Here is a 24,716-nt window from a genome sequence, read left to right as displayed (position 1 = left end):
CATGGCCAAGAACGTCAGGAACCTGCGCTGCAGCCCGGAGGACGTCTTCGACGTGCTCCGCGACGGCTGGCTCTACCCGACCTGGGTGGTCGGCGCCTCGCGCATGCGCGGCCAGGACCCGGGCTGGCCCGCGGTCGGCACCGAGCTGCACCACTCGTTCGGCATCTGGCCGTTCCTGATCAACGACACGACGACCGTCCTCGAGGTCGACGAGCCCCGCCGCCTGGTGATCCAGGCGAAGGGCTGGCCCGTGGGCGAGGCCCGCGTCGAGGTCACGGTCGAGGAGCACCCGCGCGGCTGCCGGGTCACCCTGCGGGAGAACCCGGTCCGCGGTCCCGGGGCGCTCGTCCCGGGGTTCATCGCGCAGCCGGGCATCTGGATCCGGAACAACGAGAGCATCCGGCGGCTCCGCTGGGTCGCGGAGGGCCGGTCGCGGAACGGGTGACGTGACGGCCTGGAGGACCGTGGCGGGCCCAGCCACGATCCTCCAGGCCGTCGTCCGGTCACCCTTCGCGACTGAAGGCGCTCGCGCGCCGCACCTGGTCGTCCGTCAGGGCGACCCCCGTGTACCGCTCGAACTGGCGGGCCGCCTGGAGCGCGATGACCTCGGCCCCGGTGACCACCTGCTTGCCGGCCGCGCGTCCGGCGCGCACCAGCGGCGTCTCGGAGGGGAAGGCGACGACGTCGAAGACGGTCGTCGCGGTGTCGATCCGGTCCTGCTCGAAGGCGAGCACGTCCTGCTCGTCGCCCTGCATGCCGATCGGGGTGACGTTCACCAGGACGTCGGCGTCCGGCGCCTGCTGCTCGGACGCGACCCAGTCGAAGCCGTACTGCTCGGCGAGGGCGGGACCGGCCTCGGTGTTGCGCGCGACGACCGTCAGGCGCTCGAAGCCCGCGCCGCGGAACGCCGCCGTGACGGCCTTCGCCATGCCCCCGGAGCCGCGGAGCACCACACGGGACGCGCGGTCGACGCCGTGGGTGTCGAGCAGGGACGCGACGGCCTCGTAGTCGGTGTTCGACGCGGTGAGCACACCGTCGTCGTTCACCACGGTGTTGACGGACCGGATCGCCTCGGCGGACGGCTCGACGACGTCGACGAGGGGGATGACCGCCTCCTTGAAGGGCATCGACACCGAGCAGCCGCGGATGCCGAGCGCACGGATGCCGGTCACGGCGCCGGGCAGGTCCGTCGTGGTGAAGGCCTTGTAGGCGTAGTTCAGCCCGAGCTCGTCGTAGAGGAAGTTGTGGAAGCGGGTGCCGATGTTGCTCGGTCGTGCGGCCAGCGAGATGCAGACCTGCATGTCCTTGTTGAGGATGGGCATGGGTCGAGTGTCCCACGGACATGCCGATGGAGCGGTCCACTCTGCGCGCTGACCGCCTGCCCGTCCGGACGGGTTAGTGTGGCGGGGTGCCGGTCTCCGTCTTCGATCTGTTCAGCGTCGGGATCGGCCCGTCGAGTTCCCACACCGTCGGGCCGATGCGTGCCGGAGCGGCCTTCGCGGCCCGGCTGGCCGGGGCACCCGTCGCGACGCTCGACGTCCACCTGTACGGCTCCCTCGCGTCCACGGGGCAGGGACACGGCACGCTCGGAGCGGTCCTCGCCGGCCTGATGGGCTCCGACCCGGAGACGGTCGACCCGGACGCGATGGCGGCCGCGCTCGCCGAGCTCGAGCGGACGGGGGAGCTGCCGCTGGCCGGGGGACCGACCGTGCCCTTCCGGCAGGCCGACATCGTGCTGCACCCGCTCACCATGCTGCCCCGGCACCCGAACGCGATGCGCCTGGGTGCCCGCGACGCCGCGGGCACCGTGCTCTCCGAGGAGACGTACTACTCGATCGGCGGCGGGTTCGTCACGAGCGACACCGAGGGCGCCGTGGCCGAGGCCGCCATCCCCGTCGACGATGCCGTGCCCCACGCGTTCTCGAGCGGCGCCGAGCTGCTCGCCGCCTGCGCCGCGACCGGCCTGCCCGTCAGCGGCATCGCGATGGCGAACGAGACCGCCTCGCGCACCGAGGAGCAGGTCCGGGCCGGACTCCTGCACGTGCACGACGTGATGCGCGCGAGCGTCGACCGGAGCATCCGCCGCACCGGGACCCTGCCGGGCGGGCTGACCGTCCGTCGGCGCGCCGCGAACTGGTACGAGCAGCTCACCCGCGACGACCCGCACCACGACCCGCTGTTCGCGATGGAGTGGGTCAACCTGACGGCGATGGCGGTCAACGAGGAGAACGCCACCGGCGGCCGGGTCGTCACCGCGCCGACGAACGGTGCCGCCGGGATCATCCCCGCGGTGCTGTACTACGCGCTCACGTACGTGTCCGAGGTCGCCCCGGACGAGCGCGACGACGCCGTGGTCCGCTTCCTGCTGACCGCCGGGGCGATCGGCTCGATCTACAAGGAGCGGGCGTCGATCTCCGGCGCCGAGGTCGGGTGCCAGGGCGAGGTCGGTTCCGCGGCGTCGATGGCGGCCGCCGGGCTCGCCGAGGTGCTCGGTGGGACGCCCGAGCAGGTCGAGAACGCGGCCGAGATCGCCATGGAGCACAACCTCGGGCTGACCTGCGACCCGATCGGCGGGCTCGTGCAGATCCCGTGCATCGAGCGGAACGCCATCGCGGCGAACAAGGCGATCAACGCGGCGCGGATGGCGCTGCGGGGCGACGGGGTGCACCACGTCTCGCTCGACCAGGTCGTCGAGACCATGCGGCAGACCGGCGCGGACATGTCGACGAAGTACAAGGAGACCGCGATGGGCGGGCTCGCGGTGAACGTCCCGCTCTGCTGACGCGCTGCCGCAGTGCCGCGCTGCCGCTGCTGCGCTGCCGCACTGCTGCGCCTCCGCCCTGCTGGGACCGGACGCACGAACGCCCCCACCGTTCCCGGTGGGGGCGTTCGACGGTCCTGCTGCGGTCAGGCGCGGCTACCGCGACGGCCCGTGATGAGACCCCAGATGACGAGCACGACGAGCGCGCCCAGGATCGCGATGATCCACGACTGGATGCTGAAGAAGCCGTTGTACCCGACGCCGAAGACCGCGCCGCCGATCCAGCCGCCGATGAGGGCACCGATCACGCCGAGCACGAGGGTGGCCAGCCAGCCGCCGCCCTGACGACCCGGGAGGATCAGCTTGGCGATGGCACCGGCGATGAGGCCGAGGAGGATGAAGCCGAGGAAGCTCATGGTGATGTCCTTTCAGACGAGGGGGTGGAGCGTGATGGGCCGGGGGAGCCGGCCCGGGGTGCGTCAGGACGCGAGGTCGACCGCGGGGACGAGCGGTTCGTTGCCCGGAGCCGACGACGTCTGGGCGCGCAGGAGCGCAGCCATGTCGATCGGCTCGGTGGGGAGGTGTTCCGTACGCATCGCGCTGTCCTCCGGTCGTTTCAGTAGTTTGACTAACTACTTGTACTCCCGGCCTGCTCCATGGGTTCCCAGCGCGTGCTGGTGTGCGTTTCCTGGATCATTTCCGTGTGGTTGCCCGGAGTCAGTCCTCGAGCATCTCCAGGCGGGTGGACCCCGGAGCGACATGGTGCTGCCCGTCGTCGGTGCGGACGATGAGCGACGGGCGGTCACCGGCGTCGAGGACGTCCACCGCGGTGCCCGCGACCGTCCGCCCGCGGTCCCGGTAGCGGACCACGGCGTGGATCGGCACTTCGTCCGGGTCCACCGGCCGCCAGCCGAGCGGTCGCGCGGTGTTCGTTGCCATCCGGACATCATGGCGGCTGTCCACTTCACGCACCCAATCGACGAGCGCGGCTCACCTGCACGCGGCTGCCCCGCGCCCGGTCGCCCTGGGATCGGAGGGCGGTCGGCGGCTGGCGGGTAGCGTCCGCGCCATGAGCGAGCCCGACCGTGACCACCTGGACGACGGCGTCGACATGAGCTTCGAGGAGCGGCGCCAGGACACCCTCCGCCGGATGTCGGGCTCCGACGCGCACGACGCCGATCCGCGGGTCGCCGTCTCACGGGCCGAGGACGGAGACGTCCGGATCGACGTCGCCGACACCGCCGCGGTGCGTCCCGGCGACGCCGACGCGTCGGACCCACGAACCGACTGACCCGATCCGGACCTGACACCCGCGCGTCCGGCGCTCGCGAGACGCAACGGGAGCGGTTGCTCGCAGCGCAGTACCGCTGCGAGGAACCGCCGACCTTGCGTTTCGCGGAACAGCAGCGGCGGCAGCGGCAGCGAGCGCGCCCGGCGGGGGAGGACGGTGGTGCGCGGCATGATCGTAGGGTGCACCTGGTCCTCCACCGCGTCGACGGCGGCGTCACCGCGACGCCCCTGACCGACGCGGGGGCGTCGGCGGGCGAGCCGACGCGCCTGGACGAGCCGCGCCTCCCGGCCTTCGTCGCGGCGCACGACGGACCGGACGTCCGGTGGGTCTGGGACGACACCGCTCGCTGGTACCCGGCCGTCCTGCGGACCGGCGGCCGCGTCGGCCGCTGCACCGACCTGCGCCTCGTGCGCCGCATCCTGCGCGGCGCGCTCGCGACACGGGGCACCGCGCTCGCGGCGGCCCCGCCCGACACGTGGGACGACCCCGGCCAGGAGGCACGGGTCACCCGACCGACGCAGGCGTCGCTCTTCGACGACGCGCTGTTCACGGTCGCACCGGCCGACGACGCGGCCGACCCGGTGGCCGAGCTGCGCGCGCAGCTCGACGCGGTCGTGACCTCCACCGCGCCCGGTGCCATGCGGCTGCTGACCACCGCGGAGTCGGCCGGTGCGCTGGTCGCCGCCGAGATCCTGCACGCCGGGCTGCCGTGGCGGGCGGACGTGCACGCGCGGCTGCTCGAGGACGCGCTCGGCCCGCGGGTCCCGTCGGGCGTCCGACCCCGTCGGCTCGAGGAGCTGGCCGTCGTGATCCGCGGGCACCTGGCGGACCCGACGCTCAACCCGGACTCGCCGACCGACGTGCTGCGGTCCCTCCGTGCGGCGGGCCTGATGGTCGCGAGCACGCGCAAGTGGGAGCTGCAGGAGCTCGAGCACCCGGTCATCGCGCCGCTGCTCGAGTACAAGAAGCTGTCGCGGCTGATGACGGCGAACGGGTGGACGTGGCTCGACGAGTGGGTGCAGGACGGGCGGTTCCACCCGAAGTACCTGGTCGGCGGCGTGGTGACCGGGCGCTGGGCGGCGGACGGCGGCGGCGCCATGCAGCTCCCGAGGACGGTCCGGTCCGCGGTCGTCGCGGACGAGGGCTGGACGTTCGTGGTCGCCGACGCGGCGCAGCTCGAGCCGCGGGTCCTCGCGGCGATGTCCGGTGACCGGGCGATGGCGGCGGCGGGGGACGGCCGCGACCTGTACGACGGCGTGGTGGCCTCGGGTGCGGTCGAGACCCGGCAGCAGGCGAAGGGCGCGATGCTCGGTGCGATGTACGGCGCGACGCAGGGCGACGGCGGCCGGCTCGTGCCCCGGCTGGCGCGGGCGTTCCCGGCGGCGCTCGGACTGGTCGACCGGGCGGCCCGGGCGGGGGAGCGCGGTGAGCCGGTGACGACCCTGCTCGGACGGACCTCGCCGGTGCCGGACGCGGCGTCCGCGGCGGCGCGGGCGCGGGCGTGGTCGGTGGACGGCACCCCGGCGCAGCAGCGGGCCGTCGAGTCGCGGGCGCGGAGCTGGGGGCGGTTCACCCGGAACTTCGTCGTGCAGGGCACGGCGGCGGAGTGGGCGCTCGCGTGGATGGGGTCCCTGCGCACCCGGCTCCTGACGCGGTTCCCGGGGCCGGTCACCGACGGGCCGCACCTGGTGTTCTTCGTGCACGACGAGCTCGTCGTGCACACCCCGGTCGAGCACGCCGAGTGGGTGGCCGAGCAGGTCCGAGCCGCCGCGGTGGACGCCGGACGCCTGCTGTTCCGGGACTTCCCCGTGGTGTTCCCGCTCACGGTGTCGACCGTCCGCGACTACGGGGCAGCGAAGGACTGACGGCCGCGCGCGGCCGGCGCCACCCGCGGCCGTGCGCTCGCAGGTGCGGGCGGGCAGGGTGGGTCGATGCAGCAGCAGCGAGACCACGAGGAGCCGGAGGGCACCGCCGACGCCGTCGCGCGCCGGGTCGTCGACGCCGAGCGCGCCGCCGCCCCGCAGGACCGGCACGTCGGTGACGTCGACCTGACCTCGTGGCGGTCCCGCGCCGGGCACGCCGTCGCCGAGGTCTGGGCGGCGCTCGGCCGACGGTACGGGGCGCTGCCGCTCCTGGTCCTGACGCTCCTGGTCGGCATCGGGATCGCGGTCACGGCGACCTGGGCGGCGTCCGAGGTCTACGACGCCGTCCGCGAGCACGACGACGTCGCCGTGCTCGACCGTCCGGTGCTCGACTGGATGCTCACGATGCGCTCCCCGACGGCCGACCGGCTCGTCACGTGGTGGACCGACATCGCCGGCACGGTCGGGATGCCGATCGTCGCCGTGCTGTTCCTGGTCGGCTTCACGGTCCAGCGGCGCGCCTGGACGCCGCTCGTGCTGCTCGTCGCGGCGAGCGGCGGATCGCTCCTCATGACCATCGCGGGCAAGGACCTGATCGGCCGGGCCCGTCCGCCGCTCGCCGACGCGGTGCCGCCGTACGAGCACTCGCCCTCGTTCCCGTCCGGTCACACGCTCAACGCCACCGTGGTCGTCGGCACGATCGTGTACCTGCTCATCCTGCGCCAGACCCGCACCGTGACCCGAGTGTGGACGATCGTCGTCGGCACCCTCTTCGTGCTGTCGATCGGCGTCTCGCGGGTCTTCCTCGGCCACCACTGGACCACCGACGTCCTGGCGGCGTGGGCCCTCGGAGCGGCCTGGCTGGCGATCGTGATCACCGCCCACCGGCTGTACCTGACGGCCCTGCGCCGCGGTGCCGACCCGGTCCGCGGGTCGTCCCCGGTCAGGTCGTCACGGTAGGTTCCGGGGCATGGCAGAACGGGTCTTCGGCGGTCGGTACCGCGTCACCGGGACGCTCGGACACGGTGGCATGGCCTCCGTCTACCGGGCGGTGGACGAGCAGCTCGGCCGCGAGGTGGCGGTCAAGGTCTTCCGCATCGGTGCCGTCGACCACGGGGAGCGCGCCCGCGCCGAGGCCGAGATCCACACGCTCGCGGCGCTCCGCAGCCCCGCGCTCGTCACGCTCTACGACGCGGCGCTCGACGACGACGAGGGCGACTCCTACCTGGTGATGGAGCTCGTCCCCGGGAGCGACCTCGCCACCCGTCTGCACGAGGGCGTGCTCGACCCGGCGACCACCGCGCGCCTCGGTGCGCAGGTCGCCGACGGGCTCGCGGCGGTCCACGCGCAGGGCATCGTGCACCGCGACGTGAAGCCCGCGAACGTCCTGCTCGAGAGCGACGGCGAGCACGTGAAGCTCGCCGACTTCGGGATCGCCCTGCTCCGTGACGCCGCCCGGGTGACCGGCACCGGCACCGTGATGGGCACCGCCGCGTACATCTCGCCGGAGCAGGTCACGGGGCACGAGGTCACCGGCAAGGCGGACGTCTACGCGCTCGGCCTCGTGCTGCTCGAGTGCCTGACCGGGAAGCGGCCGTTCCCCGGCAGCGCGGTGGAGTCGGCGACCGCGCGGCTCGCCCGTGGCCCGGAGATCGACCAGCACCTGCCGACCGCCTGGCGGACCCTGCTGCACGTGATGACGGCGCAGGACCCCGCCGACCGACCGAGCGCCGCCGAGGCCGCGCAGCGACTCCGTGCCCTGGGCCGTGACGACGCCGCGCCCGCCACGCAGCTGCTGCCGGCAGGGCCGGGGACGATGACCCGCGCGGCCGGTGGCGCAGCGGGGGCGGCCGCGGGTGCCGCCGGTGCGCTCCTCGATGCCGGGGCCCCGGACGCAGCGCACGGCGACCAGGCGACGCAGGCGATGCCGACGGGCGGCACGGAAGCGCCCACGCAGGCGTACGACCGGACGGCCGTGCTCGGGCAGCCCGGTCGCGCAGCGGGGCAGGACGACGTCGCGACGACCGTGCTCGGAGCCCAGCGCGGCGGTGCGGGTGCCGGTGCGGCCGGTGCCGCGGCCGGAGCGGCAGGCGGTGCTGCGGCAGGCGGGTCCGCTCGACGGACGGACGACGACGGGCGACGCCGTCGCGGGCCGGTCATCGCGGCGGTGGTCATCGGTATCCTGGTGCTCGCCGGCATCGTCGTCGCGGTCGTCGCCCTGGGCGGTGGCTCGAGCACGCCGGCGCCGACGGAGTCCGGCCAGCCGACCCAGCAGTCGAGCGAACCGGCCGAGGAACCGAGCAGCGAGCCGTCGCAGGAGCAGTCCAGCGAGCCGGAGCAGCAGCCGAGCCAGCCCCAGGAGCAGCCGAGCGATCCCGAGCAGCAGCCGAGCTCGCCGGCGGACGACCCGACCGTCGGACCCCAGCCGGGCGGTCCCGCCTCGAACCCGGTCCAGTCTCCGCAGGGCGGTACCGATCAGGGCAACGCCGGCCCCGGCAGCAACAGCGGGCCGGGGAACGACAACGGCAAGGGCAAGGACAAGAAGGACCCGGCCGACACGACGGTCGGCGAGACCCTGCCGACCACGCCGACCGTCGGCTGACGGCGGCTGCGCAGGGGTTTCGTCGACACCCTGGAGGAAATAGGGTCGTCGGGTGCGTGAACTGCGACGGAGCGGTGGCCCGACGACGGCGGTGGCGGCCCGGGACGGGGTCGGTTGGGACTCGGCCGAGGCCTGGCTGCTCGAACGCCCGGCGGGGGAGACGACGGTCGAGGGGGTCCTGCCCGGCTTCGCCGGACGGGCGATCGCACCCGGAGACGAGCTGTCGTGGGTCTGGTTCCCCGAGCGCACCCTGCCGGCCGGTCACGACGAACCCGACGAGGCGGACCTCGCGCACTTCTGGGACGCGACGGCCGCCGACCTCGACGTCGTCCTGACCGACGGCCGACGGCTGAGCGACACCGCCCACGACCAGTACGGCGCCGGCCTGACGCCCGCGGCCCAGGCGGCGGCGAAGACGCAGTGGGTCGACCAGTGGAACCGTCGCGCGGTCGACCTCACGCCGTTCGCCGGTGCCGTCGTGGACCGCCTGGAGGCACGGCTCGGCGCCGCCGGACCGGCTGCGGACGACGACGGGGAGCGCCCGGCGCTGCGCGGTTGGTTCGACGCGGTCCGGATCGGACCGGCGCGCCCGGAGCCGGCACGGCTGATCGACCACGTCCGCACGACCCGCGGCACGCAGTCGTCGTCGCGGTCCTCGCGCGGCAACACCGCACCGGTCGTCGGGGTGCCGCACGGCGGGGTGCTCGGCCTGCCGATGACCGACGCGTCGAGCAGACACTGGCCGTACGCGTACCAGGAGCACGCCCGGACGGAGCCGGACGGCCGCGTCCGGTCCGCGCTGCAGGGCTTCGCCACGAGCCACCTGCCGTCGCCCTGGATGGCCGACCGCGGGGTGTTCCAGCTCATGCCGTCCCCGCTCGACGAGCCGGACGTCGACCGGACCGCCCGGGCGCTGGGCTTCGACCACGACGACGAGCAGGACGGGCCGCACCGCTACCGCGTCGCCCTCGACCAGGGCGTCACCGCGACGATGACCGCGGGGGAGTTCGCCCTGGGGTTCCGGTTCACCGGCACCCGGGCCGTCGTCCTCGACCACCACGGCCGCGTCGACGACGTCTCGGTGGCGATCGTCGACGGCACGGCCGTGGTGGAGTGCCTGCTCGACGACCGGCCCGGCACCCCGCCGCACCACGTGCACGTCCGGATCGCCGGAGCCACCGCGGACCGCACGGTCGTCCGGGACGGCATGCTCCGCGGCTGGGTGCAGGTCGACGGCGCCGCCGCGGGGCACACCGACGTGGTGCTCGGCATCTCGACGGTCTCGATCCAGGACGCCCGCGCGAACGCCCGTGCCGCCGGGGACGTCGACACGATGTGCGTGCGGGCCGAGGCCGCCTGGACCGCCGCCCTCGGCACGCTCGAGGTCGAGGGAGCGACACCGGACCAGCTCGTCTCGCTGTACTCCGGCCTGTACCGGCTCTTCCTGTTCCCGCTCACCGCGGGGGAGACCGCACGAGACGGCGTCCCGCGGTACCGCTCCCCGTACGGCGACGTCCTCGCCGAGCCGATCCGCGACGCCCCGGGCCCCGAGGTCGTCGAGGGCACCCTCAGCACCACGAACGGGTTCTGGGACACCTACCGGACCGCCTGGCCGCTCCTCGCGCTCCTCACCCCGGACCGGGCGGGTGCGCTCGCCGAGGGGGTCGTCGGCCACTTCCGGGACGGCGGGTGGACGCCGCGGTGGAGTGCCCCCGGCGCCGAGGACTGCATGACCGGCACCACGAGCGACACGGTCTTCGCGGACCTCGCCGTGAAGGGCGTCACCGGCTTCGACCTGGCGACCGCCTACCGGAGCGCGCTGCGGAACGCGACCGTCCCGGCACGGGACGAGCGCGTCGGGCGGAAGGGGATCCTCCCGGCCGTGTTCCGCGGCCACGTCGACACGGCGACGCACGAGGGCATGAGCTGGACCCTCGACGCGGCGATCAACGACTGGGGTCTCGCGGTGATGGCGGGCCTGCTCGCATCGCGGGCGACGACCGCGGACGACCTGGCCCGGTACGAGGCCGAGGCGGAGTGGTTCGCGCGCCGCTCGCTGCGGTACCGGAACGTGTTCGACGCCGAGCGCGGGTTCTTCGTCGGCCGCGACCCCGACGGCTCGTGGCGGGTGGGGACGGAGTTCGACCCGCGCGACTGGGGCGACGACTACACCGAGACCAACGCCTACGGAACGGCGTTCACCGCACCCCACGACCCGGCGGGCGTCGTCGACCTGCACGGCGGCCCCGAGCGCTTCGACGCGGCGATCGACCGGTTCTTCGCGACCCCGGAGACCGGCGCGACCGTGCACTCGGGGTCCTACGGCTTCGCGATCCACGAGATGACCGAGGCGCGCGACGTCCGGATGGGCATGCTCGGGCTGTCGAACCAGCCGGCGCACCACATCCCGTTCTTCCCGATGGCCACCGGGCGCCACGACCTGGCGCACCGCGTCGTCCGGGAGTGCCTGGAGCGGCTGTTCGTCGGGTCGGACCTCGGGCAGGGGTACCCGGGCGACGAGGACAACGGCGAGATGAGCGCCTGGTACGTCCTCGCGACGATCGGGCTGTACCCGCTCACGCCGTCGACCGGGGCGTACGTGCTCGTGCCGCCGTCGGTCCGGCGGACGGTGCTGCGGCCCGCCGGTGGGGCGTCGGGTGGATCGCCGACGGTGATCGAGGTCACGGGTGACTCGTCGGGTCCGTACGTCGCGTCGGTGACGGTCGACGGCGAACCGTGGACGTCCGTGAGCATCCCGCACGCGGTCGTGGTCGGGGCGTCGCGGATCGTGTTCACGCTGTCCGACGAGCCCGCCGGGTGGGCGGCGGACACCCGGCCCCTGTCCGCGTCCGAGGTGCACGGGTACCGGGACGTGCCGTGGGACCTGCTGCCCGGCGGCGTGACCGGGGCTGCTGGTGCGCCGGTGTCCGGGCCCGCTGCTGCGCCGGTGTCCGGCGATGCTGCCGCGTTGGCGGACGACACCGGGCGGACCGTGACGGCGCTCGCCGCGGCGTCCGCTGTCGCGTTCGCGGTGCCGGAGGTGCCCGCGTCGCTGTACACCGTCACGGTGGCTGAGCCGGGGTCGTACTCGTGGGACGTGTCGCTCGGCGAGGCCCGGGCGTCGGTGCGGGACGCCGCGTTCGCGTGGCCGGGGCAGACCCGGGTGTTCCGGTTGCAGGGCGTCGGCACGTCGTTCCGGTTCACCGCGGTGACCGACCTGCGCCTGACGCAGCTCGAGCTCGTCGCGGCGGACGGACAGCGTTGACGCGCCGTCCACCCGCCCGGAGCATGCTGCGACCATGTCGATGAGTGCACCGTTCGATCCGGAACAGCCAGGCGCCGACCTCCCCGTGGACGGTTCGGACGCGACCGAACTCGAGGTGGAGGAGGACCGCGGGGCCGACGTCGGTCCGGACGCGGCCGATCCCACCCGCGGGCCGGTCGACCACCACGAGGAGGACGAGGCCGGCGGCGGCCCGGTGTTCCGACGCCCGCAGGCGGGTGAGCGGCTGCACCCCGACGACCTCTGAGTCGAGAACCTCTGCGTGCCCACCGCGTGCTCCCCGCGGATTGCCAAGCGCGGCGGGCATGCTCTCCGGCATGTCGATTGCGAACTCGTTCGACCCGTCGCAGGGCCGCGCGATCCCCGAGGACCAGGTGGACGAGGACGGGCTGGAGCTCGACGCCGAGACGGCGGCCGCGCTCGGGATCTCGTTCGACGTGGTCGGTGGTGCGTCCGCCGACCCGACCCGGGTGTCACCCGTGGACGTCGCCGTGCCGAGCGCGCCCCGCGACGCGGACTGAGCCGGGCGCCGGGGCCCCGGCCGCCGGGTGGTTCGGCGTGCTCCCGCACAACCGGGAGCACGCCGCGCCACGGGGCTCCGCGGTACGGCGTGCTTCCGGTTGTGGCGAGCGCCGCCGAGGCCCGGGCGCGCTCAGGGGACGGTGTGCCCCGCGGCGGTGAAGATCCGGTACCACTCCTCGCGGGAGAGCACGACGTCCGACCCGGCAGCGGCCTCCCGGACGCGCTGCGGGTTCGTCGTGCCGAGCACCACCTGGAGGTGCGCGGGGTGCCGGGTGATCCACGCCACGGCGATGCCCGTCGGGGTCACCCCGTGCGCGGCCGCGACCTCGTCGAGCACGTCGTTCAGCTCGGCGTACTGCTCCCGGTCGCCCAGGAACACGCCGTCGAAGAACCCCTTCTGGAACGGCGACCAGGCCTGCAGGGTCACGCCGGTCATCCGCGCGTGGTTCAGGATGTCGTTGTCCCGGTCGATGGACTGGTCGAGGCCGCCCATGTTGGCCGCGACCCCCTGCGCGATGACGTTCGCGTGCGTGATGCTCAGCTGCACCTGGTTGAACGCCAGCGGCTGCCGGACGTGCTGGCGGAGCAGGTCGACCTGACCGGGCGTGTGGTTCGAGACGCCGAAGTGGTGCACCTTGCCGGCGGCGTGCAGCTCGTCGAAGGCGCGGGCGACCTCCTCCGGCTCGACCAGGGCGTCGGGCCGGTGCAGCAGCAGGACGTCGACGTAGTCCGTCCGCAGGGCCTCGAGCGACTCGTGCACCGACTCGATGACGTGCTCGTACGAGAAGTCGAAGTACCCCTGCCGGATGCCGACCTTGGTCTGCAGCTGGATCGCCTCGCGCTCCGAGGACGACAGCGTGACGGCCTCGCCGAAGCGGGCCTCGCACCCGTGCCAGCCGCCGTAGATCGCGGCGTGGTCGAACATCGTGACGCCCCCGTCCCGCGAGGCGGCGTACAGCGACCGGATGTCCTCGTCGCTCATGTCGTTGATCCGCATGAGCCCGACGACGACGTCGGACGCGGTGAGGTCGGTCTGTGGCAACTCCAGTGTCTTCACGTGCTCGATCCTGCCAGCCGAGCCGCTCCGCAGGCAGGCCCTGCGGGTGCCCGTCGGCGAGGCCGGTCGCGTCCGACGCGACCAGGCGACGGACGGGAGGCGCGTGCCGGGCCGGCACCGTGCCTCCCGTCCGGTGGGGGTGCGGCCCGTCAGCGCGCGCCGGCGCGTGCCGGCGTGAGCAGCCCCAGGAACGCGAGGTCGTCCGCGACCTTCGCGATGAGCGCGTGGTCGAGCGACGGGATCGTCGGGGAGCCGAGCGGTCGGACCCGGCGGACCGCGGCGGCGAAGCCGTCGGCGGGGATCGCGGAGCCGGCGTGCGGTGCCTCCGGGACGGCGAACGCGTGCATGAGCGGCAGCACCGATCGGGCGCGGTCCTCGTCCGGCAGGGCCGTCAGGGCCTCCCGGAACCGCGTGACCCACTCGGCGTGGTCCGCGATCCGCTCGACCGCGTGCCCGTCCTCGACCAGCCAGTCGACGAACGTGTCGAGCGAGACGCCGTCGTCGTGCGGGTTCACGACGTTGTAGGTGTGGTGGCCCGAGGTGACCGCGGCACCGATCGCGTCGATCGCCGCGGCCGTGAAGTCCGCGGGCAGCCCGTCGTAGTGCGACCGCTGCCGGGAGCCGTCCGGTGCGGGCTGCACGAACGACGCCGGCGCGAGGCCCGTCGCGAGCACGCTCCAGACCAGCCGCGTGAACACGTCGGGCAGGTTCACCTGGCCGCGCCAGCGGGGGTGCGCCAGGACCATGTCGGAGCGGAACACGGCGACGGGGACGCCGTGGTGCTCGTGCGCCTCGCGGAGCAGCACCTCGCTCGCCCACTTGCTCGCGCCGTAGCCGTTCGCGTACTCGTCCGCGACCGTCCACTCCGGGATCGTCGTACGGATGTCCGCCCGCTCGTCGAGCGCGGCCGGGGCGTCGGGTGCGACGTCCTCGGTGGTGCTCGGTCGGGCACCGCCTGCGACGGCGACGCTCGACACGAACGTGACCGGGACGCTCCCGGCGGCGATCGCGAGGCGCAGGACCTCGGCGGTGCCGACCACGTTCGGGCCGAACAGCGCGGAGTACGGCAGCACGTGGTTCACGAGGGCCGCGGCGTGCGCGACGAGGTCCACGCGGGCGGCGAGGTCCCGCCACCGGGCCTCGTCGAGGCCGAGCAGGGGCTCGCTGACGTCACCGGCGACCACCTCGAGCGCGCCGTCGAGCTCGCCGAGCCGCGCGACGAAGGCGGGGTCGGCGGCGAACGCGGCCTCGAGGCGCCGTCGGGCCTCCGCGTCGTCGGCACCGCGGACCAGGCAGACCAGGGTGCCGCCGACGGGAGCGAGCCGCTCGAGCCAGTCGATGACCGTGAAGCGGCCGAGGTAGCCGTTGCCGCCGGTGAGCAGGACGGTGCGGGGCCCCGCGTCGGTCCCGGCGGCAGCTGCCCGGCTCGCTGCCGGGTCCGCTGCCGCCCGGCTCGCTCTCGGCCGCCCGACCGGTTCGGGGACGGTGCCGAGCAGCCGGTCGAGGCGCAGGTCCGCCGCGCGCAGCACCGTCGGGTCGGCGCCGTGCACGCGGGCGACGGACGGTCGGTCGTCCGCGGCGGACCGCTCGACGAACGCGGCGACGGCGGCGAGGTCGTTCGTCGGGTCGGTGATCACGCCGACGGGGACCTCGGCGTCGAACACGTCCTCGAGGATCCCCGAGAACGTCAGGGCGGAGAGCGAGTCGCCGCCGAGGTCCGAGAAGCGTGCGGCCGCGGCGGTCTCGGGGGAGACCTCGGCGTGCAGGAACTCCTGCGCCGCACGGACCACGGTGTCGACGACCGGCTCGTCGGCCACGTGCTCGCGGAGGGCCGCGACGAGGGTGCCGCTCTGCTGCGCGTCGACGGCGTCGTACACCGCGGCGAAGCGCTCGCCGTAGCGCTCGGTGAAGCGCGGGCGCAGGAGCTTCCGGGCGTCGGAGAGCATGCCGTTCTCGACCGTGAAGGGGTCCGGCTCGACGATCACGCCGCGGGGCACCTCGTACGGGGCGAGTCCGTGCTCCCGCGCGGTGCGCTGCAGGGCGGCGAGGACGTCGCGCTCGGTCGCCGCCGGGTCGGTGGGGACGACCACGGCGAGCAGGAACGCGTGCCGGCTGTCCCCGTGCAGGGCGACCTGGCGGACCTCGGGAGTGCCGCCGTAGGTCGCCTCGAGCGCGGCGACGGCGACGAACTCGCCCTGCGAGAGCTTGATCACGTTGTTCCGGCGGTCGAGGTACGCGTACGTGTCCGGGCCGGTCTGCGCCATCACGTCGCCGGTGCGGTAGAAGCCGTCCTCGTCGAAGACCGCGGCGGTGACGTCCGGGCGGCGGAAGTACCCGGGGATCACGGCCGTGCTCTTCACGAGCAGCTCGCCGCGCGGGTGGGGTCGGTCGGTGGTCCGGTAGCCGAGTTCGGGGACGTCGACGAGCTTGTGCTCGGTGACCGGCGGCTGCTGGACGACCCCGTCGCGCAGGATGCTGCCGGCCTCGGTCGAGCCGTAGAGGTCGTGCAGGGTCGTCCCGAGGCAGTCCTCGACGTACGCGCGGAGCTCGGGGGTCAGGGGTGCGCTCGCGCAGATCGCCTGCCGGATCCGTCCGCCGAGCGCTCGGACGCGCAGGTCGGCCTGCACGGCGGCGCGGACGGCGGCCGGGTCGGTCGCATCCGCCTCGGCCAGGCGGCGCTGTTCCTCGCGCTCGCCCTCCTGCCGGATCATCTCGGCCACGCGGGGCACGAGGACGAGTTCGGTCGGGGCGTACACCCGGAGGTCCTCGAACAGGGTCGACAGGTCGGTGGACGTCGCGAGCGCCAGGGTCCCGCCGCGGCCGAGCGTGGCGAGCACGGCGGCGCGTCCGGTGAGGTGGCTCATCGGCAGGTAGGCGTACCCGACGACGTCGGCGGTCGGGGCGGCAGTGGTGTCCGGGGTAGGGCGGTCGGGCCGCAGCGCGTGCCACAGCCGTTCGACCATGGCCCGCGTGTACATCGCGCCCTTCGGGGTGCCGGTGCTCCCGGAGGTGTAGAGCAGGAGCGCGAGCGGGTCCTCGCCCGCAGCCGGGTGCCACGGCGTCGGGCGGGACAGGTCGGTGCCCCGGCCGACGAGCGCGCCGAGCGTCGGCAGGCCTTGGTCCCCGTCCTCGTCGCCGGCGTCCAGCAGCACGGTCCGCACCGCGGCGTCCGACGTCGCGAGCACCGCCCGGGCCGTCGGCAGGTGCTCGGCCGCGACGCCGAGCCACACCGGCTCGGTCTCGTCGACGATCGCCCGGAGCGCCGACACCGGCGCGCTGGTCTGCAGCGGCACGGTCACCGCGCCGAGGATCCAGGCCGCGAGCTCGAGCGTCACGACGTCGGCGGTCGCGGCGCCGAGCACCGCGACCCGGTCGCCCGCCGAGACGGTCTCGCCCAGGACGGCCGCGACCGACCCGGCGCGGTCCCAGAGCTCCCGGAAGCTCGTGTCGGTGACGGTCGTGCCGTCCCGGTGCCGCAGGGCGGTGCGGTCCGCGTGCTGCGCGAACACCGCCTCGACCGACGTGTCGTCGTGGTGCTGGTCCATCGTTCGTCCCTTCGTCGTTCCTCGGGCGCGCCCCTGCGCGTCCGTCTCAGCGCTCGTGGAGCGCCGCCCCCGCCAGCGCCGCCCCCGCCAGCGCCGTCCCCCGGTCAACCGCCCAGTGCCCCGTCGCGGTGAACGCCGGCCCCCGGCGCTCGGTCGCGGTGAAGCTGCCGTCCCGGTGCAGCTCGACGGTTGCGCCGTCGATGCCGAACCAGCCGCCGTGCGCCGCGGTCCGCGCCTTCGCGACCGCTTCGGACGCGGCGAGCAGCACGCTGTCCGGACTCTCAACCCCGATCCGGCGCAGCGCACGCAGACCGGCCGTGACCGGCGTGCTGTCCAGGTCCGCGATGCGTGCGAGCACCCCCGCGGGCAGCGGTGCCGCCGGGGTCGCGTCGATGCCGATGCCGGCGTGCTCGTCGCGGCGTCCGACGGCGCACGCGCGGAGTCCGGTGCAGTGCGTGATCGTGCCGACGACCCCCTCGGGCCAGACGGGCGCGCCGTCCCGCGCGACCGGCAGGGTCCCCGCGCGGATCCCGGTCGCCGCCAGGGCGCGGCGGGCGAGCAGCCGTCCGGTCAGGAACTCCGCTCGGCGGGCGGGCAGCGCTCCTGCGACCGCGGCCGCCTCGTCGTCGGCGAGGGTCCCCTCGAGGTCCTGCGTCGCGGTCGCGACGACCACCGAGGCGGGCAGGAGCGCCGACCAGGGGGACCTCCGTCGAAGTTGCACATTGCAATCAGACGCCGGTTCCCTCGGAGTCCCCCGAACGGGGCACGTTGCCGGCGGGGTCGGGGAGCGTCCGCGACGTCGGTCAGGCGGGCAGCACCGCGACGACCGCGTGCCGGTCGCCCCACGCCGCGGTCAAGGTCTCGCCTTCTGGGACCGGGAGACCGACGACCCGGAGCACCACGAGGTCGCCGTGGTCGGTCCGGACGGTCGTCTCGGTGCCGTCGGTGTGCGCCGCGACCGTCGTCACCGTGGGGGAGACCGCCGCCGTGCCGCTGCCGTGCGCCGTTCCCTCCTTGTCGAGGTGTCCGGTGCCGTCGGCGCGCTCGAGCTCGGCCTCGTGGCCGCCCGTCGCGATCGCGCGCCGCACGACGTCGGCGTAGACCGGGTCACCGGCGGCGTCGTACACCCAGCGGCGACCGAGCACGGAGTGGTCCATCTCGGTGACGAGGTGCGCCCGAGCAGCGTCGAGCGGCGCTCCGCGGTACGTCAGCGGCGTGTGCAGGAGCCGGCCGTCCGGGGTCTGCACGAGGAGCACCTCGACGCCGACCTCGCCCGCGGGGTCGTCGAAGCGGAAGCGCGTCACGACCTCGACGGGATCGCCCGCCGTCAGGCCGCTCCACGGCTGGGCCGGGAGCCAGGCGGCGAGGGCCTCGGCCTTGGACGGTCGGAGTGTCGCGCGGTGGATGACGGCCATGGACCGACGCTACCGAGCCGTCGCCTCAGTGCACCGAGAACCCGCCGTCGACCGCGATCGACTGTCCCGTGACGTAGGCGGACCCGGGCCCGGCGAGGAAGACCGCCGCGGCCGCGAAGTCCGAGGCCTCGCCGTTCCGGCCGACGAGCGTGCGGGCCGCGAGCGCGGCGACCCGTTCCGGATCGGCGGAGAGCCGTCGGTTCAGCGCGGTCTGCACGAAACCCGGCACCAGGACGTTGGCGGTGACCCCACGGCCCGACCAGGCCTCTGCCTGCGACCGGACCAGCGCCTCCAGGGCGGCCTTGGAGACCCCGTACGCGCCGCTCGCGGCGAACGGTCGGTGGGCCTGCTGCGAGCTGATGCCGATGATCCGGCCGTACCCGCGTGCCGCCATGCCCGGCGCGAGCCGCTGCCCGAGGACGAACGGTGCATCCAGGTTCACGGCCATCGTCGCGTCCCAGGTGGCCTCGTCGAGCTCCGGCATCGGCGGGCGCAGGTTGACCCCCGCCGAGTTGACCAGGACGTCGACCTCACCGACGGCATCGGCCAGGGCGTGGGCGCCGCCCCGGGTCGACAGGTCCGCGACGAGACCCGTGGCGGATCCGCCCGCGTGCTCGATCGCGGCGACGGTCTCGTCGATGGTGGAGCGTGTCCGGGCTGCGACCACGACGTGCGCCCCGGCGTCCGCCAGTGCCTCCGCGATCGCCCGCCCGATGCCGGAGCTCCCGCCGGTCACCAGGGTGCGACGTCCGTCCAGACCGAAGAGCTGCTCGAGCGACATCGGGCCAGGGTAGCGAGGCTGCGTACGCTGTGGGGGTGCGCGACGACCTGCTCCCCGTGCTCGCCTGCCCCGTCTGCGCCGAGCCGCTCGCCCGCGTCGCCGACGGCTCGGTGGGCTGCACGACCGGACACCGGTACGACGAGGCGAAGCAGGGCCACCTGACGCTGCTGCCCGCGAAGCGCCGCGCACTGACCGCGGACACGCCCGCGATGGTCGACGCCCGGCTGCGCTTCCTCGGCCGCGGGCACTACGCCCCGGTGGAGCGGGCGCTCGCCGCGGTGGTCGCCGAGACGACGGCGCCCGGCGTCGTGCTCGACGTCGGGTCCGGGCCCGGCACGTACCTGGCCCACGCCCTCGAGACCGGGGCCGCGGCCGACCGCCTCGGCGTCGCGCTGGACCTGTCCGCCGTGGCGATCCGTCGTGCCGCGCGCATCCACCCGCGGGCGGGAGCCGTCGTCGCGGACGTGACCGAGCGCCTCCCGGCCGTCGACGACGTGGCCGCGGTCGTGCTGGACGTCTTCGCGCCACGCAACCAGCGGGAGTACGCGCGGGTGCTGCACCCGGCGGGGGCCCTGGCGGTGGTGACCCCGCGGACCGGCCACCTGGCGGAGCTCGCCGAGGCGACGATCGCGGTGGACCCGGAGAAGGAGCGGCGGCTGCACGACTCGCTGACGCCGTCGTTCGTGCTGCGGAGCTCGAACGACCTGACGTGGACGATGGAGCTGACCGCGGAGGACGTGCACGACGTGGTGCACATGGGGCCGAGTCACCACCACGTGGACCCGGAGCGGACCTTCGGGTCGGCGACCGTCACGGCGGCGGTGACGGTGAGTACCTGGACGCCGGTGGGCTGAGGGCGCCGCGCGTCTGGTGCGGTGCCCGTGCGTTCGTGGAGCAGAAGACGTCGGGTCGCCCGGGACGGACCCGACGTCTCCTGCTCCATCGACGAGGCTGACGCGGCAGCGCTGACGCGGCAGCGCCGACGCACCCGCGCCGTGCCTCAGCCCTGCAGCGCCGCCACGTCCAGCTGCCACACGACCCCGAACCGGTCGCGCAGCTGACCGGCGAGCGGCGCCCACGGCGACGGCCCGAGCGGCTGCCGCACCTCGGCGCCATCGGACAGCCCGTCCCAGTACCGGGTGACCTCGTCCGCGTCGTCGCCGTGCACGAAGACGTAGAAGCCGTTCGTGCCCTGGTCGTACGGCTGGTCCGGCCAGACGTCGAACGCCATGATGCGGAAGCCGGCCTCGGTGGTGACCTGTCCGAAGACGATCCGGTCGGCCCAGGCCGGGTCCTGCGACGCGCCCATCTGGCCGTAGGTGGTCGCCTGCACGGTGCCGCCGAAGGCAGCCGCCCAGAAGTCGAGGGCCTCGCGGGCCTGTCCGTCGAAGTTGATGTGGGTCGTGATCTCGATGCTCATGGGACGAGGATGTCGGGCATTGCGGTCAGATCGTGACCGCTTCTCGGGGCATGATCGTGGACATGGCCGATCCGTCCTCGCGCATGCTCGCGCTGCTCTCCCTGCTGCAGGTGCACCGCGAGTGGCAGGGCGACGAACTCGCGACCCGACTGGCCGTCAGCCCGCGGACCCTGCGCCGCGACGTCGACCGGCTCCGCGACCTCGGCTACCGGGTCGAGGCCGTGCGCGGGCCGGCGGGCGGGTACCGCCTGGGCGCCGGGTCCGACCTGCCGCCGCTGCTCTTCGACGACGAGCAGGCCGTCGCGGTCGCCCTCGCCCTCGCCGTGGCGCCCGCGTCCGGCGCCGACATCGCCGAGGCCGCCGCCCGTGCGCTCACCACCGTCCGACAGGTCATGCCGGAGCACCTCCGGAACCGTGTGGACCTCGTCGACGCCGTCACCGCACCCGGCACGACGCGTGCGGACCCGGAGGTGCTGGTCGCCGTGAGCGCCGCCGTGCACCGCCACGAGGTCCTGCGCTTCGGCTACGGCGAGCGCGACACCCTGCACCGGGTCGAGCCGCACGCGGTCGTCGCGCGGAGTGGCCGCTGGTACCTGCTCGCGTGGGAGCCCGAGCGCGACGACTGGCGGACCTACCGCGTCGACCGGATCGCGCCGCGGATGCCGACCCGACTCCCGTTCACCCCGCGTCCGGTGCCGGGCGGGGACGCCGCCGCGTTCGTGTCGGCGCGGTTCCGGGGCTCGGACCGCGACGACGTCTGGCCGTGCACGGGTTCCGTGCTGGTGCGCGCCGAGGACGCGGCGCGGATCGCCCCGTTCCTGCCGGAGGACGCCGTCGTCGAGGCGCTCGGTGACGGCCGCAGCCGGGTCACCCGCGGGTCGTGGTCCTGGGACGGACTCGCGGGTGCGTTCGCCGCGTCCACCGTGCCCTTCCAGGTCGAGGGGCCGGACGCGCTGCGCGACGCGGTCGCCGCGCTCGCGGGTCGGCTGCAGGAGGCCGTCGGCGATCGACCCCCGTCAGTTCGTCCCTGATCGCCGAGGGCCGTTCCAAAGCGGTTCGCTGAGCCAGGCCGGGTCGGCACCGGTCGACCGGACGTCGATGCCGTCGATCTGCGGGAAGTCAGCCAGCAGCGCCGCGGTGCGCCGCTGCCAGTCACCGTCGGACGGGACGGACTCGAGCAGGTGCGCGAGCACCGCGAGGACCTCGTAGACCCCGAACCGCTTGGGTGCGGCTCCGGATCCGAGGTGCGCGAGTGTGGGGACCTGCGTCGCATTCGGTCGTTTCGGTGCGGCGACGAGCTTGCGGTTGAACAGCCGGGCGTGGTGCGCCGCGACGTTCCGGACGTAGTTCACGGACGCGAGCCAGCTCCGCATCAGTTGCTTGGTCGGCACCGAGAACGCCGCCGCGACCTCGGTGGCGAGGTCGTTCCGGAGACCGCTGTACAGGCGGCACACCTGCCCCAGTTCGAGCAGCTCCACGACGACCCAGATCGGCATGTGGCCGTCGTACCGCTCGCGGAAGTGCGCGACGAACGACTCGTCCGACCGCGCGCATCGTTCGTCGAGCCGTTCCAGCCACCGCTGGTGTTCGCTGCGCGGGTCAGTGCCCGGACGTGGTGCGGTGAAGGCCGTGCTGAAGACCGACCGGTCTTCGTGCGCGAACGGTGCGACCCGGCCGAGGACGTGCGCCAGCCGGGTGCGGACCGCGACCTCCACCCGCTCCACCGCCTCGAGCACGAGCAGACGCAGGGCGCGGTCGAAGACGATCAGCGCACACGCGTCGTCGAAAGCCGCCGTCGGACGGAACCGCTCCTCGACGAGTGTCGCCGCGCGTCCGTGTTCGTCGGTCACACTGCGGGACACGCGGAACGGGTAGAGGTAGCCCGTCAGTCGGTAGTAGCCGACCTCGGCGAGGACGGCCGCCGCGCGGTCCGGGTCAGCGATCGAGAGCCCGCGTCCGCGCAGGGTCGCGATCTGGTCGTCGATCGACAACCACGGCTTCGTGTACGGCAGCTCGTCTCCCCCGGTACGAGAAAATCGGCCCGAGCCGTGAGGCGAGCGGGCCGATCATGATGCTGCAACGGTACCAGCGCGGCTCCACCTCGGCAACGGGGGGGAACCACCGCGGCTCGCGCCGCGACGGGCGTTAGGGCGGCGCATGCGTCCGTCAGCAGGCCGTCAGGATCCCGTTAGGACCGACCTGGAGGCGCGTCACCGGATCCAGCATCGGTTCCGCACCACACGTGGTGCGGCCCGAACCGCCCGGCTCGGACCCCGCAGCAACCCTGGAGTCCCTCGTGTTCGACGTCTTCGTCGTCGCCGGTGTCCTCGCCGTGTTCGGCGTGGTGGCACTCATCGCCAAGGGGGTGGAGCGGCTGTGATCGTCGTCACCATCGCCGCAGCCGTCCTCGGCATCGCATCGGTCGTCTACCTGGTGTGGGCCCTGGTCCACCCGGAGCGCTTCTGATGGCGGGCTCCACGGTCGACACGTGGGCCGGCATCGCCCAGGTCGCGACCCTCGTCCTGCTCCTCGTCGTCGCCTACCGTCCGGTCGGCGACTGGATGGCGCACGTGTACACCCCGACGAAGCACACCCGCGTCGAGCGCGGGGTGTACCGGGTGATCGGGGTCGACCCCGACGCCGAGCAGTCCTGGCCCGCGTACCTGCGCGGCGTGCTGCTCTTCAGCGTCGTCGGGGTGTTCGTCGTCTACCTGCTGCAGCGCATCCAGGTCGTGCTGCCGGGCGACCTCGGGCTGCCGAACGTCGGGCCGTCGCTCGCCTTCAACACGGCGGCGTCCTTCGTCACGAACACGAACTGGCAGTCCTACTCACCCGAGGCCACCCTCGGCTTCTCGGTGCAGATGGCGGGCCTCGCGGTGCAGAACTTCCTGTCCGCAGCGGTCGGCCTCGCGGTCGCCGTCGCCCTGGTCCGCGGGTTCGCCCGCCGGAAGTCGGGCACGCTCGGCAACGTCTGGGTCGACGTGGTGCGCGGCACCGGTCGCCTGCTGCTGCCCGGCGCGTTCGTGTTCGCGATCGTGCTCATCGCGGGCGGCGTCGTGCAGTCCTGGGGTTCCGGGATCGACGTCACCACCCTCGCCGGAGGCACGCAGCACATCCCGGACGGCTTCGTCGCGTCGCAGGAGGCGATCAAGGAGCTCGGCACGAACGGTGGCGGCTACTTCAACGCGAACTCGGCGCACCCGTTCGAGAACCCGCAGGCGTGGACGAGCCTCGTCGAGGTCTTCCTCATGCTCGTCATCCCCTTCTCGCTGCCGCGCACCTTCGGGCGACTGGTGGGCGACGACCGCCAGGGCTACGCGATCCTCGCCGTGATGGGCGCGATCTTCCTCGTGTCGCTCTCGGTGATGTCGATCGCCGAGCTCGCCGGCGGCGGGACCGCGACCCAGGCGGCCGGTGCCGCGATGGAGGGCAAGGAGATGCGCTTCGGCATCCTCGGCACGACCCTCTTCGGGACGACCTCCACCGCCACGTCGACGGGCGCCGTGAGCGGCATGTTCGACAGCTTCACGCCGATCGGCGGCATGATGGCGCTCCTCAACATGATGCTCGGCGAGATCAGCCCCGGCGGCGTGGGCTCCGGCCTGTACGGCATGCTCGTGCTCGCGGTCATCACGGTGTTCATCGGTGGGCTGCTCGTCGGACGCACCCCGGAGTACCTCGGCAAGAAGATCCGTGCCCGTGAGATGACCTTCGCGGCGCTCTACATCCTCGTCACGCCGACCCTCGCGCTGCTCGGCACCGGACTGTCCCTGGCGATCCCCGGCGTCCGTGAGCAGGTCCTCGGCACGAGCATCTTCAACCCGGGCAACCACGGGCTGTCCGAGCTGCTGTACGCCTTCACCTCGGGCGCGAACAACAACGGCTCGGCGTTCGGCGGCCTGACCGCGAACACGACGTGGATGAACTCCGCGCTCGGCGTCGTGATGCTGCTCGGTCGGTTCATCCCGATCGCGCTCGTCCTGGCGCTCGCCGGGTCGCTCGCCGCCCAGGACAAGGTGCCCGAGACCAGCGGCACGCTGCCGACGCACCGACCGCTGTTCGTCGGCCTGCTCGGTGCCGTCGCGGTGATCGTCACCGCCCTGACCTACTTCCCGGTCCTCGCCCTCGGACCACTCGCAGAAGCACTCGCCCGATGAAAGCCCAGCCGATGTCCAAG

The 24,716-nt window shown here is 74.0% G+C and carries 24 protein-coding genes; 14 read left to right on the top strand and 10 right to left on the bottom strand.

Translation table 11 applies throughout. From position 1 onward, the window contains the following. Nucleotide 1 precedes the first annotated feature (1 nt). Nucleotides 2-445: an SRPBCC family protein gene (locus FB462_RS00430; protein WP_058741311.1), complete on the top strand. Its 444-nt coding sequence runs from the start codon at nucleotides 2-4 to the stop codon at nucleotides 443-445. 58 nt (nucleotides 446-503) lie between these two features. On the opposite strand, the gene FB462_RS00425 is transcribed toward FB462_RS00430, so the two are convergent. Beyond that, a complete protein-coding gene (locus FB462_RS00425) occupies nucleotides 504-1,322 on the bottom strand; it encodes a shikimate 5-dehydrogenase (protein WP_141859449.1) in 819 nt (272 codons plus the stop codon). A gap of 86 nt (nucleotides 1,323-1,408) precedes the next feature. Here FB462_RS00425 and FB462_RS00420 point away from each other — a divergent pair, with 86 nt between their 5' ends. Continuing rightward, nucleotides 1,409-2,782 carry an L-serine ammonia-lyase gene (locus tag FB462_RS00420; protein WP_141859447.1) on the top strand — a complete coding sequence of 458 codons (1,374 nt, stop codon included), beginning with the start codon at nucleotides 1,409-1,411 and terminating at the stop codon, nucleotides 2,780-2,782. Between the two features lie 125 nt (nucleotides 2,783-2,907). Here FB462_RS00420 and FB462_RS00415 read toward each other — a convergent pair whose 3' ends face one another. Beyond that, nucleotides 2,908-3,177 carry a GlsB/YeaQ/YmgE family stress response membrane protein gene (locus FB462_RS00415; RefSeq protein WP_058741314.1) on the bottom strand — a complete coding sequence of 90 codons (270 nt, stop codon included), beginning with the start codon at nucleotides 3,175-3,177 and terminating at the stop codon, nucleotides 2,908-2,910. A 301-nt stretch (nucleotides 3,178-3,478) separates the two neighbouring features. Continuing rightward, nucleotides 3,479-3,700: a hypothetical protein gene (locus tag FB462_RS00410; RefSeq protein ID WP_058741315.1), complete on the bottom strand. Its 222-nt coding sequence runs from the start codon at nucleotides 3,698-3,700 to the stop codon at nucleotides 3,479-3,481. A 130-nt stretch (nucleotides 3,701-3,830) separates the two neighbouring features. Here FB462_RS00410 and FB462_RS00405 point away from each other — a divergent pair, with 130 nt between their 5' ends. The 7 genes from FB462_RS00405 to FB462_RS00375 all read left to right on the top strand — a co-directional run bounded on the left by FB462_RS00405 (nucleotide 3,831) and on the right by FB462_RS00375 (nucleotide 12,320). Continuing rightward, on the top strand, nucleotides 3,831-4,052 hold the full coding sequence (locus FB462_RS00405; protein ID WP_058741316.1) for a hypothetical protein: 222 nt from the start codon (nucleotides 3,831-3,833) through the stop codon (nucleotides 4,050-4,052). Nucleotides 4,053-4,231: 179 nt separating this feature from the next. Beyond that, nucleotides 4,232-5,917, top strand: coding sequence for a bifunctional 3'-5' exonuclease/DNA polymerase (locus FB462_RS00400; RefSeq protein WP_141859445.1), 1,686 nt, complete (start codon nucleotides 4,232-4,234; stop codon nucleotides 5,915-5,917). Between the two features lie 66 nt (nucleotides 5,918-5,983). Beyond that, nucleotides 5,984-6,874 carry a phosphatase PAP2 family protein gene (locus FB462_RS00395; RefSeq protein WP_141859443.1) on the top strand — a complete coding sequence of 297 codons (891 nt, stop codon included), beginning with the start codon at nucleotides 5,984-5,986 and terminating at the stop codon, nucleotides 6,872-6,874. Nucleotides 6,875-6,884: 10 nt separating this feature from the next. Next, the gene (locus FB462_RS00390; protein WP_141859441.1) at nucleotides 6,885-8,516 is read left to right on the top strand and encodes a serine/threonine-protein kinase; all 1,632 of its coding nucleotides are present in this window, start codon (nucleotides 6,885-6,887) and stop codon (nucleotides 8,514-8,516) included. 52 nt (nucleotides 8,517-8,568) lie between these two features. Continuing rightward, entirely contained in the window at nucleotides 8,569-11,781 is a 3,213-nt protein-coding gene (locus tag FB462_RS00385) for a GH92 family glycosyl hydrolase (protein ID WP_229666844.1), read from the top strand. A 34-nt stretch (nucleotides 11,782-11,815) separates the two neighbouring features. Further along, nucleotides 11,816-12,046 (top strand): hypothetical protein, encoded by a 231-nt coding sequence (locus tag FB462_RS00380; protein ID WP_058740758.1) that lies wholly within the window; start codon nucleotides 11,816-11,818, stop codon nucleotides 12,044-12,046. A gap of 70 nt (nucleotides 12,047-12,116) precedes the next feature. Further along, nucleotides 12,117-12,320 (top strand): hypothetical protein, encoded by a 204-nt coding sequence (locus tag FB462_RS00375; protein ID WP_141859439.1) that lies wholly within the window; start codon nucleotides 12,117-12,119, stop codon nucleotides 12,318-12,320. Nucleotides 12,321-12,451: 131 nt separating this feature from the next. Here FB462_RS00375 and FB462_RS00370 read toward each other — a convergent pair whose 3' ends face one another. From FB462_RS00370 to FB462_RS00350, 5 genes are all read right to left on the bottom strand, one after another. Then, on the bottom strand, nucleotides 12,452-13,378 hold the full coding sequence (locus FB462_RS00370) for an aldo/keto reductase (RefSeq protein ID WP_141859437.1): 927 nt from the start codon (nucleotides 13,376-13,378) through the stop codon (nucleotides 12,452-12,454). 149 nt (nucleotides 13,379-13,527) lie between these two features. Then, a complete protein-coding gene (locus tag FB462_RS00365; protein WP_141859435.1) occupies nucleotides 13,528-16,923 on the bottom strand; it encodes a thioester reductase domain-containing protein in 3,396 nt (1,131 codons plus the stop codon). Nucleotides 16,924-16,969: 46 nt separating this feature from the next. Beyond that, nucleotides 16,970-17,644 carry a 4-phosphopantetheinyl transferase gene (locus tag FB462_RS00360; protein WP_141859433.1) on the bottom strand — a complete coding sequence of 225 codons (675 nt, stop codon included), beginning with the start codon at nucleotides 17,642-17,644 and terminating at the stop codon, nucleotides 16,970-16,972. A gap of 82 nt (nucleotides 17,645-17,726) precedes the next feature. Continuing rightward, nucleotides 17,727-18,338 (bottom strand): CG0192-related protein, encoded by a 612-nt coding sequence (locus FB462_RS00355; RefSeq protein WP_141859431.1) that lies wholly within the window; start codon nucleotides 18,336-18,338, stop codon nucleotides 17,727-17,729. Nucleotides 18,339-18,363: 25 nt separating this feature from the next. Further along, nucleotides 18,364-19,119, bottom strand: coding sequence for an SDR family NAD(P)-dependent oxidoreductase (locus tag FB462_RS00350; RefSeq protein WP_141859429.1), 756 nt, complete (start codon nucleotides 19,117-19,119; stop codon nucleotides 18,364-18,366). 35 nt (nucleotides 19,120-19,154) lie between these two features. On the opposite strand from FB462_RS00350, the gene FB462_RS00345 reads away from it, so the two are divergent. Beyond that, nucleotides 19,155-19,973 carry a putative RNA methyltransferase gene (locus FB462_RS00345; RefSeq protein WP_141859426.1) on the top strand — a complete coding sequence of 273 codons (819 nt, stop codon included), beginning with the start codon at nucleotides 19,155-19,157 and terminating at the stop codon, nucleotides 19,971-19,973. A gap of 146 nt (nucleotides 19,974-20,119) precedes the next feature. Here the strand turns inward: FB462_RS00345 and FB462_RS00340 are convergent, their stop codons facing one another. After that, the gene (locus tag FB462_RS00340) at nucleotides 20,120-20,539 is read right to left on the bottom strand and encodes a VOC family protein (protein ID WP_141859424.1); all 420 of its coding nucleotides are present in this window, start codon (nucleotides 20,537-20,539) and stop codon (nucleotides 20,120-20,122) included. Between the two features lie 32 nt (nucleotides 20,540-20,571). Between FB462_RS00340 and FB462_RS00335 the strand changes: the two genes are divergently transcribed. Continuing rightward, entirely contained in the window at nucleotides 20,572-21,570 is a 999-nt protein-coding gene (locus FB462_RS00335) for a helix-turn-helix transcriptional regulator (RefSeq protein WP_373286848.1), read from the top strand. Here FB462_RS00335 and FB462_RS00330 read toward each other — a convergent pair. Continuing rightward, entirely contained in the window at nucleotides 21,556-22,530 is a 975-nt protein-coding gene (locus FB462_RS00330) for an Abi family protein (protein WP_167509949.1), read from the bottom strand. The two genes, FB462_RS00335 and FB462_RS00330, sit on opposite strands and share 15 nt — an antisense overlap. Before the next feature lie 251 nt (nucleotides 22,531-22,781). Between FB462_RS00330 and FB462_RS17135 the strand changes: the two genes are divergently transcribed. From FB462_RS17135 to kdpA, 3 genes are read left to right on the top strand one after another with little or no spacing between them, the layout of a single operon-like run. Further along, complete coding sequence (locus tag FB462_RS17135) at nucleotides 22,782-22,919, top strand: hypothetical protein (RefSeq protein ID WP_167509948.1); 138 nt, start codon at nucleotides 22,782-22,784, stop codon at nucleotides 22,917-22,919. After that, a complete protein-coding gene (locus FB462_RS00325; RefSeq protein WP_058729515.1) occupies nucleotides 22,916-23,005 on the top strand; it encodes a potassium-transporting ATPase subunit F in 90 nt (29 codons plus the stop codon). The genes FB462_RS17135 and FB462_RS00325 overlap by 4 nt, the downstream gene beginning before the upstream one ends. Next, entirely contained in the window at nucleotides 23,005-24,696 is a 1,692-nt protein-coding gene (kdpA, locus tag FB462_RS00320; protein WP_141859420.1) for a potassium-transporting ATPase subunit KdpA, read from the top strand. The genes FB462_RS00325 and kdpA overlap by 1 nt, the downstream gene beginning before the upstream one ends. Nucleotides 24,697-24,716 lie beyond the last annotated feature (20 nt).

The sequence above is a fragment of the Curtobacterium citreum genome, assembly GCF_006715175.1.
Taxonomy (GTDB): domain Bacteria; phylum Actinomycetota; class Actinomycetes; order Actinomycetales; family Microbacteriaceae; genus Curtobacterium; species Curtobacterium citreum.
Note: the sequence above shows the minus strand (reverse complement) of the source record. Positions and strands in the feature narration are given on the sequence as shown.

Excerpts from the sequence above, each read along its gene's own strand:
- FB462_RS00340 (WP_141859424.1), bottom strand. The coding sequence starts at position 20,539 with ATGAGCATCGAGATCACGACCCACATCAACTTCGACGGACAGGCCCGC.
- FB462_RS00380 (WP_058740758.1), top strand. The coding sequence starts at position 11,816 with ATGTCGATGAGTGCACCGTTCGATCCGGAACAGCCAGGCGCCGACCTC.
- FB462_RS00410 (WP_058741315.1), bottom strand. The coding sequence starts at position 3,700 with ATGGCAACGAACACCGCGCGACCGCTCGGCTGGCGGCCGGTGGACCCG.
- kdpA (WP_141859420.1), top strand. The coding sequence starts at position 23,005 with ATGGCGGGCTCCACGGTCGACACGTGGGCCGGCATCGCCCAGGTCGCG.
- FB462_RS00375 (WP_141859439.1), top strand. The coding sequence starts at position 12,117 with ATGTCGATTGCGAACTCGTTCGACCCGTCGCAGGGCCGCGCGATCCCC.
- FB462_RS00430 (WP_058741311.1), top strand. The coding sequence starts at position 2 with ATGGCCAAGAACGTCAGGAACCTGCGCTGCAGCCCGGAGGACGTCTTC.
- FB462_RS00395 (WP_141859443.1), top strand. The coding sequence starts at position 5,984 with ATGCAGCAGCAGCGAGACCACGAGGAGCCGGAGGGCACCGCCGACGCC.
- FB462_RS00365 (WP_141859435.1), bottom strand. The coding sequence starts at position 16,923 with ATGGACCAGCACCACGACGACACGTCGGTCGAGGCGGTGTTCGCGCAG.
- FB462_RS00405 (WP_058741316.1), top strand. The coding sequence starts at position 3,831 with ATGAGCGAGCCCGACCGTGACCACCTGGACGACGGCGTCGACATGAGC.
- FB462_RS00350 (WP_141859429.1), bottom strand. The coding sequence starts at position 19,119 with ATGTCGCTCGAGCAGCTCTTCGGTCTGGACGGACGTCGCACCCTGGTG.
- FB462_RS00425 (WP_141859449.1), bottom strand. The coding sequence starts at position 1,322 with ATGCCCATCCTCAACAAGGACATGCAGGTCTGCATCTCGCTGGCCGCA.
- FB462_RS00390 (WP_141859441.1), top strand. The coding sequence starts at position 6,885 with ATGGCAGAACGGGTCTTCGGCGGTCGGTACCGCGTCACCGGGACGCTC.
- FB462_RS00355 (WP_141859431.1), bottom strand. The coding sequence starts at position 18,338 with ATGGCCGTCATCCACCGCGCGACACTCCGACCGTCCAAGGCCGAGGCC.
- FB462_RS00415 (WP_058741314.1), bottom strand. The coding sequence starts at position 3,177 with ATGAGCTTCCTCGGCTTCATCCTCCTCGGCCTCATCGCCGGTGCCATC.